The sequence below is a fragment of the Amycolatopsis sp. 505 genome (assembly GCF_031625235.1).
Classification (GTDB): Bacteria; Actinomycetota; Actinomycetes; order Mycobacteriales; family Pseudonocardiaceae; genus Amycolatopsis.
In genome coordinates this window covers 76,781-89,332 of the sequence record NZ_JACKQP010000021.1, presented here as the reverse complement: position 1 = coordinate 89,332, position 12,552 = coordinate 76,781, and the positions used below count along the sequence as shown (strand labels likewise).

The 12,552-nt window shown below is 69.1% G+C and carries 16 protein-coding genes; 2 read left to right on the top strand and 14 right to left on the bottom strand.

Going from position 1 to position 12,552, the window contains the following annotated elements:
- The 3 genes from H5965_RS45380 to H5965_RS45370 all read right to left on the bottom strand — a co-directional run.
- A partial coding sequence (locus H5965_RS45380) for a hypothetical protein (protein WP_310977525.1) occupies positions 1-310 on the bottom strand: 310 nt, incomplete at its 3' end.
- Between the two features lie 21 nt (positions 311-331).
- Entirely contained in the window at positions 332-1,747 is a 1,416-nt protein-coding gene (locus H5965_RS45375) for a relaxase/mobilization nuclease domain-containing protein (RefSeq protein WP_310977524.1), read from the bottom strand.
- A 50-nt stretch (positions 1,748-1,797) separates the two neighbouring features.
- Complete coding sequence (locus H5965_RS45370) at positions 1,798-2,238, bottom strand: hypothetical protein (protein ID WP_310977523.1); 441 nt, start codon at positions 2,236-2,238, stop codon at positions 1,798-1,800.
- 364 nt (positions 2,239-2,602) lie between these two features.
- On the opposite strand from H5965_RS45370, the gene H5965_RS45365 reads away from it, so the two are divergent.
- Positions 2,603-2,983 carry a hypothetical protein gene (locus H5965_RS45365; RefSeq protein WP_310977522.1) on the top strand — a complete coding sequence of 127 codons (381 nt, stop codon included), beginning with the start codon at positions 2,603-2,605 and terminating at the stop codon, positions 2,981-2,983.
- 70 nt (positions 2,984-3,053) lie between these two features.
- Here the strand turns inward: H5965_RS45365 and H5965_RS45360 are convergent, their stop codons facing one another.
- From H5965_RS45360 to H5965_RS45310, 11 genes are all read right to left on the bottom strand, one after another.
- Entirely contained in the window at positions 3,054-3,623 is a 570-nt protein-coding gene (locus H5965_RS45360; RefSeq protein ID WP_310977521.1) for a Uma2 family endonuclease, read from the bottom strand.
- Between the two features lie 215 nt (positions 3,624-3,838).
- Entirely contained in the window at positions 3,839-4,126 is a 288-nt protein-coding gene (locus H5965_RS45355; protein WP_310977520.1) for a hypothetical protein, read from the bottom strand.
- An 86-nt stretch (positions 4,127-4,212) separates the two neighbouring features.
- Positions 4,213-5,019, bottom strand: coding sequence for an AAA family ATPase (locus H5965_RS45350; RefSeq protein WP_310977519.1), 807 nt, complete (start codon positions 5,017-5,019; stop codon positions 4,213-4,215).
- A 315-nt stretch (positions 5,020-5,334) separates the two neighbouring features.
- Entirely contained in the window at positions 5,335-7,293 is a 1,959-nt protein-coding gene (locus tag H5965_RS45345) for a hypothetical protein (RefSeq protein WP_310977518.1), read from the bottom strand.
- 157 nt (positions 7,294-7,450) lie between these two features.
- Positions 7,451-7,687 (bottom strand): hypothetical protein, encoded by a 237-nt coding sequence (locus tag H5965_RS45340; protein ID WP_310977517.1) that lies wholly within the window; start codon positions 7,685-7,687, stop codon positions 7,451-7,453.
- 50 nt (positions 7,688-7,737) lie between these two features.
- Entirely contained in the window at positions 7,738-8,244 is a 507-nt protein-coding gene (locus H5965_RS45335) for a hypothetical protein (RefSeq protein WP_310977516.1), read from the bottom strand.
- A gap of 79 nt (positions 8,245-8,323) precedes the next feature.
- The gene (locus H5965_RS45330; protein WP_310977514.1) at positions 8,324-9,673 is read right to left on the bottom strand and encodes a hypothetical protein; all 1,350 of its coding nucleotides are present in this window, start codon (positions 9,671-9,673) and stop codon (positions 8,324-8,326) included.
- A gap of 83 nt (positions 9,674-9,756) precedes the next feature.
- Positions 9,757-10,224: a hypothetical protein gene (locus tag H5965_RS45325; protein WP_310977513.1), complete on the bottom strand. Its 468-nt coding sequence runs from the start codon at positions 10,222-10,224 to the stop codon at positions 9,757-9,759.
- A complete protein-coding gene (locus H5965_RS45320) occupies positions 10,221-10,577 on the bottom strand; it encodes a hypothetical protein (RefSeq protein ID WP_310977512.1) in 357 nt (118 codons plus the stop codon). Before H5965_RS45320 ends, H5965_RS45325 begins: the two co-directional genes overlap by 4 nt.
- An 89-nt stretch (positions 10,578-10,666) precedes the next feature.
- Positions 10,667-10,876, bottom strand: coding sequence for a hypothetical protein (locus H5965_RS45315; RefSeq protein WP_310977511.1), 210 nt, complete (start codon positions 10,874-10,876; stop codon positions 10,667-10,669).
- A gap of 416 nt (positions 10,877-11,292) precedes the next feature.
- The gene (locus H5965_RS45310) at positions 11,293-11,595 is read right to left on the bottom strand and encodes a hypothetical protein (RefSeq protein WP_310977510.1); all 303 of its coding nucleotides are present in this window, start codon (positions 11,593-11,595) and stop codon (positions 11,293-11,295) included.
- 417 nt (positions 11,596-12,012) lie between these two features.
- Between H5965_RS45310 and H5965_RS45305 the strand changes: the two genes are divergently transcribed.
- Complete coding sequence (locus tag H5965_RS45305) at positions 12,013-12,423, top strand: hypothetical protein (RefSeq protein ID WP_310977509.1); 411 nt, start codon at positions 12,013-12,015, stop codon at positions 12,421-12,423.
- The last annotated feature ends 129 nt before the right edge of the window (positions 12,424-12,552 follow it).

Genomic DNA, 12,552 nt, shown 5'->3' with positions numbered 1-12,552 from the left:
TCTCGTCACGAATCCGGTCCCGCTCGGCCATCTCCGCCTTGCGCTCGGCGTCCCGCTCGGCGGTCTTCTCGTCACGAATCCGGTCCCGCTCGGCCATCTCCGCCTTGCGCTCGGCGTCCCGCTCGGCCTGCCGCTGCAACGTCTCGGCGCGTTCCTGCTCGTGCTTGATGTCGCGCATTTCTTCGAGGTGGCGGCGTTCGATCATGTCGCGTTTGAGCGCGGCGAGCTGTGCGAGCGTCTGCGCTACGGCGGCTCCCTCGCGAAAGTGGCCGCCGGGGATGATGTCGGGTACTTCTTCTCGGGTTGTCATGGTGGTGCCCCCTAACGCGGTTCAGCGCCGGCGGGGGACGTCCGGCGGCGTGCTCGGCGCGGTCGTCCTGGCGGCGCTGTAGTCGGCCCCGGCCCCGGGCCGAGGGGTGGCTGGTTGCTGGGCAACCGGCCGGTGGCTGGTGAGTGCTCGGCGGGCCTCGAGAACGCGTTCGCGGGCGGTGACTGCCGCGTGCGCGGCTGCGCGCCGGTCGGCGAGCTCGTGCCAAGCTTCGAGCTGGATGAGGACGGCGGCGACGGCGAGGACGATCCGGGCGGCGGTGTCGTCGTCGTGGTCGTCGTTGCTGCGGGCGTTGAGCAGAATGCTTGCGCTGGTCCGGAGGTCGCGAGCCATCTCGGCGGCTGGTCCTCGGGTGAGCGCCGGCATTGCTGGCATCTGGGCGGCCAGGCGGCTCGCTCGTTCGGCGGCTTCGGCCGCGGCGCGGAGTTCACCGAGGTCGGTGTAGGCCGCGGCGGCGTGCAGGACGTCGCGAACGGCGTGGCCGATCTCGGCGAGCTCGGGATCGCTGGGCTCGTCGGGTGCTGAGGCGGCGGCATGTTCGAGCGCGTCGGCCGCGGCGGCGACCGGTGCACTCGCATCCTCGCGCGGTGTCGCCCAGGATGTGCGTAGTTCGCTCAGGCGCAGTTCGGGTGCGAGCTTGCCGAGGTTGTAGAGCACCGGCTGCCCGGCTCCGTCGGTGCGGACACCGACGCGGTAGTCGATGACGACGCCGTCCGCGTCGGTCTGCTCGGCGACGGTGATGCCGGCCGCGCGAAGGCGGTTCACGAAGACCTCTTCGGAGCTGGCTTCCAGGGCGATGACGGTGCACCAGTGGCGCAGCTGCGCGGTGTCCGGCAGAGCCTGCGGATCGCCTCCCAGCTTGTTCTGCTCCGCCTTCGCCCGACTCGCTTCGGCCTGGTGGTACGGGCGTCGGCTGGTACCGTCCGCGCGCCCGGTGGGCACCAGTTCGAACCGCGCTTCGTACTCGTGGCGCATGGCTTCCCAGGCGCGGGTGTAGTTGATGTAGCCTGCATCGCTTCCGTTTTCGCGGACGCGTGAGTACGTGATGTGGATGCTGTTGTCGTCGTGCCGGGTGGCGATCCAGCGCACCGCGGCTGCGTCATCGGGACCGTTCCAGAGCCCGGCCCGGCGCATCGTCGTCTCGGCGATCTCCCGCCATTGCTCGTCGCTGAGTACGGGGTCGTCGGAGTGGTTGGCCACCACGATGTGTCCGGTCCGGTTCGTCGATGATCGCCCGGCGAGGCGGGCGGGTAGGTCGATCGTGCGCGCCATGGCGCGGATCGACTGCCCGCCGCCTGCACGCTGGGCCGGGACGTGCACGTCCGGGACGCCGTCCCAGCTGGCGATGGTTCGCGGGTTGATGTGGACTGTGCCGCCACGCTCGGGCCCTTTGCCCGGCCCGTACAGGTAGGACAGCAATCCAGCGGTGTGTGAACCGCGTTGAGCTTCCTTCACGATCACCGGCGGACCTATTCCGGCTCGATGAGGTCGAGCAGCTGGGCGCTGAGCTCGTCGTGCTGGATGAGTCGCTGTCGTAGGTACGCCAAGGCGCTCTCGATGGCCGGCCCGGTCGGTGGGTTGCCGCTGTTGCTTGCCGCGGCGAGTTGGTTCAGCGATCCGGCGGCGTTGGCCAGCAGACGCCGGAGCGCCATGAGCTCGTCCATGATGAGCCGGATTGTCGTGACCTCGTCGGCGGTGAAACCGCGGGCCTCGCCGTTCGCGTTAACCGGCCCGAAGCGGCCGGTCGCGACGTCGAGCGCCGCGGTCGCGATGAACGTGGTGTTCGACTGCTGCCGCGCGCTGGCGGCCGCCGCGATGACGGCGAGCTCCGACGGCGACCAGTTGATCGGCGCGGTCGTCTGGTCTCGCTTTTCACCGTCCAGGCGTCCCCTGCGGCGCTGGGTCGGCATCTCCCCTGGCTCCCTCTCCCCCGCTGTCCATTGTGCCACAACCGCCGCCGACGCGGTCGACTTTTAAGGGTTTTCCATAGGAAAACCCTATCTTGCTCCTGAGCGGAGCGCTGGCGGCGGGCGACGCGCCCTGCGAGGACGGCGGACGGCGCTCGAAGCGCCGGCCGCCGTTCAGGCACCCGGCCGCCGCCGACCCGCACCCGGGCCGCCACACGAACCCGCCCCCGCAGCAGGCGACCCGCCCCGCGAGGACGGCGGACGGCGCTCGAAGCGCCGGCCGCCGTTCAGGCACCCGGCCGCCGCCGACCCGCACCCGGGCCGCCACACGGGCGGACGAGAGCGGCGCACGCGTACCGTGGTCCGCATGGGGAGCAAGGTCATTACCGCAGCCGAGGAGCTGCAGGCGAGGCGAGCTGCCGAACGGGTCCGGCTGATCGAGCCGTTGGCGAAGTCCTGGGAAACGACGCGGCGACTCCGTGAGTTGCTGGCGTCGGCGTCGGCGCTTCGCTCCGGCGCACCTGAGTCGCTTGGCGGGGACATCGACGCGGTCATCGAGGCGACGAAGAAGGCACTTGAGGTATCAACGCACGCGACGTCGGCGGATTGGGACGCGGCGAAAAGTGGCGGCTGGTCCGCGAAGGAGCTGCGCCAGGTCGGGCTCGCACCGGTCCGTGGGCCGTCGAAAGCGGGAGGAACGGTGGACGCCCAGGTGGGAGATCCGGCGAGCGCGGTCCACCTCGACTAGCGCCTTTGGAGAGGTCGGCGGCTCGATACCCGGGTGTCCCCGGTGTTCGTTCGTGCGCCGAGCTGCAGGCTTAGAGGCTGTCCAGCTCGATGGAGAGTGCGAACGGTTTGTCGGTGACGAGCACGTGGTCGTCAATGCCCACGACCGTGTAAGTCGTGTCCACGGTGGCAGTGAAGGCATGGCGCACTGCGCGACGTCGCGAATCGTGCGTGTGCTCTACGCGCCAGTAGTGCTTGATACCGGCCGCCGCAAATTCTGAGGGTTTGGTGACGTGGTCGGCAGTCGCCGATTCCGTGGTTGTCACTTCGACCACGAGTAGGCAATCCGCAGGGCGGAGCGGTTGGTCATCAGGGGTATTCGCGTCGTAGACGACGATGTCAGGGCGTCGGTTGAGCAGCGGCGTGTCACGGATCCGGAGGTCGACGTGGGTAGCGACGGAGAGCCCGGGACGGCTTAGGGCCTCGATGGCGTCGGCGAGGTGGCGCACCAGTCGCTGGTGCGGTCGGCGCGGTGCCGGTAGCACCACGACGGCACCGTCGACGACCTCGATCCGCTCGCACACCTCTTCTGGGAGTGCGGTGTAGGCCTCGGCTGTGAGGCCCTCGTGCGAGAGCTGCAGCCAGTCCGGCAGCGCTGTCATCGGGTCTTCCCGTCGTCCGCGGCGAGGGGACTCCTCCCTCAGTTGCCGCAGATCGTAGCGTCGTCTTGGTGTCCCTGCCCGTGATAGGTCGCCAGCGCCGAACCGGCCGTTGCGGTGCCTCTCGCGTTCGGCCAACGAAGTGATGCAGGCTGCATCGCCCCCACGGTCGACATGCCGAGGTGGTGCAGCCTGCATCAGTCGGTGTGCGGTTGTGTCTACGCGGTGCGGCCGGGCGGTGCACCCGGCGGGAGCGGACTGTGGTCGGGCTGGACTGGTTCGCCGTTGTTGTACTCGGTTTCGATCCGCGTGATCAGGGCTTCGACGGCTTCGCCGACGGCCCTGGTGACGGTGTACCGGCCGTCTCCCCTCCCCCGCATGAGCAGGACCGCGCCCTTGAGACGGTCGTAGAGATCTCGGTCGATGCCGACCGTGGGGTCGCGCGATTTTTTCGCAGGGTCGGGCCCCGTGGTCGGGGCACTGCTGCCGTTGCTACTGCTCGTCACGTGGAAGTCCTTGTGCGTGGGCTGACGCCCGGGGCCGCCCCGATGAACTGGCCGCCGCGAGGGTCTGCGGGAACCGACTGGCCGGGTCAGATCAGGACTCCGCGCTTCTGGGTAGACGCGAGGACGGCGGCGTAGTCGCCGTTCACCAGCTTGGCCTTGTTGAAGAGCGGGATGGGACAGCTGTTGGTGTAGGCCTCGGCGACGGTGACGCTGCGGCGGACGCTCGGGGTCACGATGTCCGGGAATGCCTCCCGCACGCTCTCGAGCTGCTCCATGTAGACGTCGCCGGCGTTGTCCGGCGGCACGATGCACGGGACGATGGCCAACAGCTCGACGTTGCGCCGGTAGGTGCGCTTGATCTTGTCGAGTTCAGCGAGCAGTACCGGGATGCCTTCGTTCTCCTTGAGCATCGGCTGGGTGCAGGTGATGACGCCACTTCGGCCGAGACTTTCCTCGTCGTCTTCGTCGGCTTGGGTGGCCAGGATCGCGGACACGACGAGGACGGAGTAGCTGCCGGGGCAGTCGATGATGGTGTGGTCGACGTCGTCGGCCATCCGCTGGACCTCTGCGAAGCGGAATTCCGACCCGGTCTCGCGGGTGAGTTCGACTTGAGCCCGGTCAAGCCCGCCCCGGGTTGAGGGCACCACGCTCAGGTTCGGCACGTCGGCGATCTTGACAGAGGCCTCGGCGAGTGTGGCCCGGCCGAGTAGCACGTCGGCGATGGTCGGCCGGTTGCCGACGTCGATGCCGAACCAGGTGCTGGTGTTCGTCTGCGCGTCGAAGTCGATGATGCGGCACTTGCGACCTTGCTGCGCGAGCTGGACGGCGAGGGTGGTGGCGGTGGTGGTTTTGCCGGCGGAGCCGGCCAGGTTGACGACGGCGACGGTGCTCATGAGGTAGCGATCTCCAGGCTGTGGGTGAGGTGATGCAGGCTGCACCACCGAGGTCGGTGGCTGTTGCGGGCGCTGGCTGGGATGTCGCGGTGGGGTTTGGCGCTCGGCGCCAAGGTCCCCGGGTCTCGCGGCGCGGAGGCGACGCGCCCCGGCGGCGGCCGCAGGGCGGCGCTCGATGCGCCGGGCTGCGGTCCCGGCTGCGCCGGCGCGGAGGCGACGCGCCCCGGCGGCGGCCGCTGGCCGGCGCTCGATGCGCCGGGCTGCGGTCCCCGCGTCGGGCGGGCCTGGGGGCCGGTCACCCGGCCCCCAGGTTGGTCACTCCGTCTCGGCCGTCGCCGCGTCGTCGCTGGCTCCCTCCTTCGCCATCTCGGCTTCGGCGGCCGCGTCGTCGGCGGCCGGGTTGTCGTCGGCGGCGGGGTCCTCGTCGGCGGCGACGGCGGCCGCGTGGGCGGCCTTCGCCGTCTCCAGCCTGGCGCTTTCCCACTCGGTGGGCTTGTACCCGCCCTTGTCGCGCAGGATGTCGAAGTACGCGATGTCGACGTGGTTCCACGTGCGGTAGGCCGCGTACGCGTTGTTTTCGAGCGCGGCGATCACTCGAACCCATGCGCCGTGAACGTCGAGTTTCGGGTCATCGAGGTTGGCGGCCATCAGCTCGCGCCACTCCTCGGCGAAGGACGGGAGCAGTCCGGCTTCGTGCCAGAGCTTGCCCGCCAGCTTCCCGGCCTCGCTGGCCCCGGCTGCCTGCGCGATGCCGTCGTGGAAGTGGCGCGCGAGGAAGAATGTCATTTCCCGCAGCGGCAGGGGGGTTTTGATGACCTTCGGAAGGAATTCCATCCGCTTGGCGCGGGCCGATTTCCGCTGCTTGTCTTCTTCCTGTTCCTTCTGCTGTTGCGACGACGGTTCCGCTTTTGTCTTCTGGGGAAGAGCCTTCGTGTAGTAGTTCAGTTCGCCGGTGCTGTCGTCCACCTGGGCGACGAGTTCGCCGTCCTTGCGGGCCTGCTCGCGGTCCTCGTCGGTCCGGATCACGTGCTTGTAGCTCTCGCCCTTGAAGAATTCTCGGGGCTCGACGATATCCACCTTTTCGGCGGCGGCTTTCTCGACGGACGCGCGCGCCGTCGCGACGTAGTCGGCCGCGCGGGTGGCGGTCCACTTGCGCACGAGCACGCGTTCCAGCGCGTCGAGCTGGTCCGCGCGGCGCTCGGGCGAGAGACTGCCTTCCTTCTTCACCGACGGGTCGCAGTACGGCAGCTTGCCCGCGATCACTGCCGCGTCGACCGGGGCGAGTTTCAGGAAGGTGCCGTCATCCTTCTTGAAGTCCTCGTTCCTGCCTTCGATGGCTTTTTGGATTTCCGGGATGGTGTTCAGCAGTGCCAGTCGTCGGGAAATGGTGGCCTGGGTGACTCCCCCCAGCAATTTGGCCAAACCACGCTGAGAGATACCGGACCCCATGTAGTTTTGGAACATCCGGGCTTCGTCGAGTTCGGAGAAGTCCTCGCGGCCGTAGTTCTCAACGGCGAGCATCGCAAGATCGCCGTTGTCCTTCATCACGGCGTCGTCGATTTCGGCCTTGAGCGGGCGGCCGGTCTCCTCGGCGGCGGCGCGGCGGCGGTGGCCGTAGATTGCGACGTACTCGGCCTTCGGGTTCAGCTTCTTCAGCTCGTCGGCCAGGTTGGGGCGGGCCGCGAGGAACGCTTCGATGGTCACGACGCGGGCGGCGATCTGCACACCCTTGGCGCGGATGGAGTCCCGCAATTCGACGTACTTGGGGTTTTCCGGCTGCGGCCTGCTGCGGTCGGGCGCGTTGTAGGGGTGCGGCGCGACCGTCTGCGGGTCGAGCATGACCCATCCGCCGTCCGTGGGCTGCGGTGTGGTGCCGCCGCCGCGCAGCGCGCCGGTGATGCCGCCTGCATCGTCGGCGGCGGCCGGAGCCTGAGCGGGCGCCGGGCTCGCGTCGGCGGGCGCCGCGCCCTCGGAGGTCGGCGTGGCCGGGTCGCTGGAAACCGGCGCCGGTTCGGTCGCGGCGGTTTCCGGCTGTTCCAGCTCGGCTGAGGTCTCGTCGCCCGATCCCGCTCCGGCGGGGGCCTGGGCGTCGGCGGTCGGGGTCTCGGCGGCCTCCTGCTCCGGGGCCGCCGCGTCGGCCGGTCGGCCGAATGCGGTCCGGCCGGACTTCGGCTTCTTCGGGCGGCGGCGCGTCTCGGAGGTGGTCACGGTGTCGGCGTCCTTGGGGGTCTCGATGGTGAGCTGCGGGGTGTCGGTGGGCTTGGTGGCGGTCATCGTCTCATCCTTTGCATGTTTTACATGTAATTGGGTCCGGGGCGGGTCGGGACTCTCCGGCCCGCCCCGGGGAAGTTCGGCCGTGGCCTCACTTCCTGATACTCAAATCATACCGTTCATACCGTTCATACCGCTAGGTTTTCAGGGGTGACCTGGGTCACTTCTTGCGGGTTCCGGCCGGCTTCCGGCCGGAGGTGCCCGCCGGTCGCTTCCGTCGGCGGAGGCGGACACCCTTGACGGTGGTGTCCTCGCCGCAGTGGAAGCATGGGGCCACCATGCCGACGGGGATCATGTCCGACAGCCGGGCGACGGCTTCGGCGTCGATCTCCCCGGTGGCGTTGTGGCCACAGTCGTAGTCGACGACGTAGCGGCGGGCGTTCGTGGTGGGGCTCATGCTGGGGTTCCTCCAGGGTCGAGCGGTGATGCAGGCTGCATCACCCGGGATCACGGCTTGCGGTCGGTACGGCATCCGTCGGCGTAGACGGCCACGATCGCGTAGGAGAAGCTGCGCGGGACGGCGGCGGCGAACTTCCGGGTGAGTTCGACCGCCCGGCCGTACTGGCTGGCTCCGGGCAGGGTGGCCACGTCGGCGAGGTCGCGTCCCGCTCCCCCGTTCGGACAGCCTCGGACGATCACGTATCCGGCGACGTCGTAGAGGCCGTGATCATGTGCCCACTGGTACGGCTGGAACTGCGGAAGGCGGCAGGCGTCCGGCTCGGAGGTGACGGCTTCGCACTCTTCGCACCCGTAGTCGTAGCGCACGGCCGTGACGGTCCGCCTGGACGGGAACGTGGCGCTGCAGGCCTGGCAGTGCCAGGGGGTCCCCGGTGCGGCGTAGGCAGGGTTTTCGCCCACCGTGGCGTCGGGCAGCGGGTATTCCCGAACGTGGCCGCAATCGAGGTGCAGGACCACGGTGACCCGGTGCTCATGGGCCGTGGTGTCGGCGATCATCGGCTTTGCTCCTTCGCTGTTGTGGCTTCTTCCTGATATTCAAATCATACCGTTCATACCGTTCATACCCAAGGGAAGATCATGTGTCCTGGGTCACGTCCGGCTCGGCGGAGAGCTGGGTGTAGCGCTCGACCGTTTCCATGGCCTCGGCGTGTTCGGTGGTGGCCTGTGCCAGCCGGACGGCCGCCGTTGCGGCGACGTGCTCGGCGAAGCGCTTTCGGCCTTGCGCGTCGTACCGCGCTCGGGCGGCGTGGAGTTCGGCGAGGTCGTCGCGCGCGTACCAGTCGGCGAGGACGGCGCGGACGACGGCGGCGGCGCGCTGGGTGGTCTTGTCCGGCGCGGCGGTGCCGCCGTAGTCGCCTCGGCGGGCGTGGACTCGCCAGTGGGTGATCCGGTCGACGTCGTCGCTGCTGACGTTCCAGCATCCGCCGTGCACGGTGATGCTGTTGATGGTCGGGAGGTCGGGGGCCCGGTCGTCCCGGACGTAATCGGTGTGGGTCCAGTCGCCGAACCGGACGGTGGCGGTGTTCACGGTGTCGTAGTCGGCGGCCTCGTGGCTGTGGACGGTGAACGCTCCGGCGACGCGGTGGGCCCTGACGGTGTACACGACGGTTCCGGTGGTGAGTTCGGCGCGGGCGCGGGCGGTCGCGGTCCCGTAGGTGCCGAGATCGAAGGTCAGCCGGGCGGGGTCCGGGGTGATGCAGGCTGCATCACTCTCGGCGGGCTGTTCCCGGGGGCGCATCCGGGGACGGTCGTCCTTCGGCCGGCTACGGAGGGCACCGACGGCGTGGGCGAGTTCGACGACGGGGAAACCGTCCGGGACGGTGACGGTCGGGGGGTCGTCGTTGACGACGGCGGCCGGGACGTCGCCGATCACGACGGCGTAGCCGTAGCGGTCGAGCTGGTCGGCGAGGGTGGCGCGGAGTGCGGCGGTGGAGTCGGCGACGGTGAGCGGGTGGTAGCCGGGCATCTCTTCGTCGACGCCTTCGGTCTGGCTGATGTCGAACAGGTATTGCATGCGGAACAGCTCGCGCCGCGTACCCGTCTCGGCCGGGTCGCCGGTGTCGGGCTGGTTGACGGGCGTGAGGGCCTCTTCACCGTCGCCGTCGCCGTCCTCGACGGCTCCGCGCGGTTGGACGATGCGATAGGACACCGACCCGCGCAGGACGCGGCGGCCCCGCTCGCGCCACCCCTTGAGGGTGTCGACGTCGGTGAGCGTGGTCCCCCGTTCGTCGGCCTGAGCCATGAGCATGGCCTGATTCCGCAGGGAGTAGCCGAGAATTCGGGGGCTCGTGATGGTGAGCAGCGCGTGAACGAGCTGGGTGGTGGCGTCCGGGTCGGCGAGCGTCTCGTCGGCGCGGGCGGCGAGTGCGGCGTCGCGCGCCTTGCGCTCGGCGATTTCCTCGTCCGTGTACTTCTTGCGGCCCATGGTCGGGTCCTTCCTCCCGGGGCGGCGACGCCGCCCCGGGATACCGTTCATACCGTTCAGTGGATGGCTGCGGGCGCGCGGTGCTAGCCCGGCCTGCGGATGTAGTCGAGCGCTCGTCGGAAGAGCTGTTGTGCTTCGGTGTGGCCGAACACGATTTCGGCCCAGGCCAGTACGAGGACAGCGGCGCGGGCGGCAGCGAAGTGCCCGCCGTCGGGGCGGTGCTCGGGCACCCCGAGTTCGGCGGTGAGCTGACGTTCGGCGTTCAGGACAGCGTGGGCGAACACCAGGGCGGGGCTGGTGGTGGTGGATTGGTCGCGCCCGCCCGGGTGGATGCTGGCGAACACGAGTGCGTCACCCGCGTAGGACTCAGCGAGACTGTGGAACATGCGTTTCTGGTAGTCGGTGAGGGTGTCCGCGCCGGTGTAGATGAGGTCTTTCAGGACGTCGTCGGCGTGGGTGGAGTCTTCGGTCATGACGTTGATGAACTGGACGAGCTGGCGGAGGGTCGGCGGGGTGATGCAGCCTGCATCACCGGCTGCGGGGGTAGTCACTTGATCACCTCGTTGCAGGCTGCGCAGGTGTCGCAGAGTCCGGCGGTGATGTTGGTGAACGCGGCGGCGTCGTACTCGATGAGCATGGCGTCGCTGCAGAACATGCACGTGACGGTGGTCGGCCGGATGCAGCGGACGATCCGGATGGGGGTTGCGTCGTTGCACATGAGCGGCCGGTTCAGCTGGTCGGTGTAGATCAGGTAGACGTTCTTCGCGTGGGTGGGCTGGGCGAGGGCGGTCACCTCCAGGTGGCCGAACTCGGGGGTGAAGTCGATGACGTCACCGAGCTGCAGTTGGTCGGCGGTCATGTAGGCGGGGCCGATGGTGGCCGAGCTGAGGACGTATCCGGGCATGTGGGGTTGTGCTCCTGGGAGTGTCGGGGTGATGCAGGCTGCATCACCGGGAAGTGCGGTTGGCGGGGTGCACGCGTCCGGGTTGAGAATCACGCGTACCGGTCGACCAGACGTCGACCGAATTCGGCCAGCTGGTGACGCCTGCCGTAGATCACGACGCCGTCGCTGCCCTCGGAGAGGCGTACGGCCAACTTGTCGGCGTCGCCTTCGACGACGTCTCCGCCGAACTGATCGCAGATGCTCTCCACGGTGTCGTGGACCTCGTCCGCGAGGTGCACGTGCGCCCATTGGTCACCCATGTGCGTTTCTCCTTGGTTGGGGTGATGCAGGCTGCATCACCGGGGTGTGTCGGCCGGGGCTGGTGGTCGGCTTCGACGCGCGCTGTTCGCTACGGACTTAGCGGCGGTGCACGGCTCACACCGGCAGCGGTAGTTGGTGTAGCCGTTCACGGTGCCGTGCACGTGCTCTGGCACGTCGCGGGCGCGACGGTCGGTCTCGGCACGGTGTCTGGCGGTATTGGAAGCGGTGCACGCCTCGCAGCGGCAGCGGTAGTTGACGTAGCCGGATGCGGTGCCGTGGGCGTGCTCCGGTACTTCGCGGGCTCGCTGTCTGGCTTTACCGGCCTGGCACTTGGCGGTGTTGGTGGTGGCGTGGGGCGGGCACGGGCAGCCCTGCTGGTACTGCAGGCACCCGCCGAACGGCGGTAGTGGGCGGCTCACCAGTCAACGGCTTGGCTGAGCGCGACGGCGACGTGTGCAAGAACGCCGTGCGGGGTGCAGCGGGGAAAGTCGATGACGGCGAGGTGCCGCTCTGCCTGCTCGTGCGGGAAGCTGATCCGGACCCGCTCGGGCTCGAAGAAGACGGTGACGCCGCTCTCCTCGTGGGCGAGGAACGGGCGGCGGGTGTCCCGGTCAAAACCGGCGTCCCTCAGCAGCTCCCCCAACATGACGGCGTCGGTGGTAAGCCCGTCAACCACGGCGAGCCGCCGGGCGTTGCGGGTGCCGGTGTCGTCGTTCACGTTCTGGCCTTTCGTCTCGGTGTCTCCCTTGCGATGCTTTAATCATACCGTTCATACCGTTCATACCGCAAGGGTTTCTTGATCGGATTTCCGGCCGATGCCCGGAGGGCGAGGTTCGAAACCCCTGGGGGTTGGTGCTCTCTCCGTCCGGCCCGGTTCGGCGTCTACCTGGCGCGGGCGCGGGGTGCAACCACGCTTTTCGGTTGCACCCCGCGCCCGGGTCAGGTAGATCCGTGAGGGCTGGACGGAGAGAGCACCAACCCCGCCACCCTGCCAAGGCGAGCAGGCAGGCTTCCCCCCTCTCCGGACGGTTCGCCTGGGGTGCGGGGGCGGCGAGCGCCCCGCGAGCCACCTCCGCACGGTGAGCGGCTGTGCCGGCCTTGCACCGGGTGCGGTATGAACGGTATGTTTTCGGGTATGGTTCCGGAACCCGAAGTCCGGCCGGCGAACGTTGAGCCGTCCGAGTATGCGCGTACGCAGTGGGGCGAACTTCTCGACCGCGTGCAGACGTTCAGCCAGACCGTGGTGATCACCTTCGGACACAAGCCGCAGCTGGCCGCGGTGCCGCTGGCGCGTTGGCAGCAACTCGCCCAGGAGCACGGGGTCAGCGCGGAGTCGGTGGAGCGTCGGCCGTCGAAGACGGCGCGCGAGTCGCTGCGCGCCGTGATGAAGGACGCCGTCGCCGGCAAGCCGACTATCGTGACGTTCCGCGGCCGGGAGGACCTGATCGCGATCGTCTCGTTCAAGCTGCTTCCGGACGACGAGCGAGCGGCAGCCGAGGCTGCTGCCGCCGCAGCGGCAGCGGCAGCGCGGTCAGCACCGGCGTGACCGTGGGCGCGGGTGATGCAGGCTGCATCACCCACCGCCGTCGACGACGGCCGCGCCACCGCGCTCTGCTGGCGGGTCTTGGATCCGACGGCGCCGCGCCAGATCGCGCGGTGGGCGACGAGTTCCCGC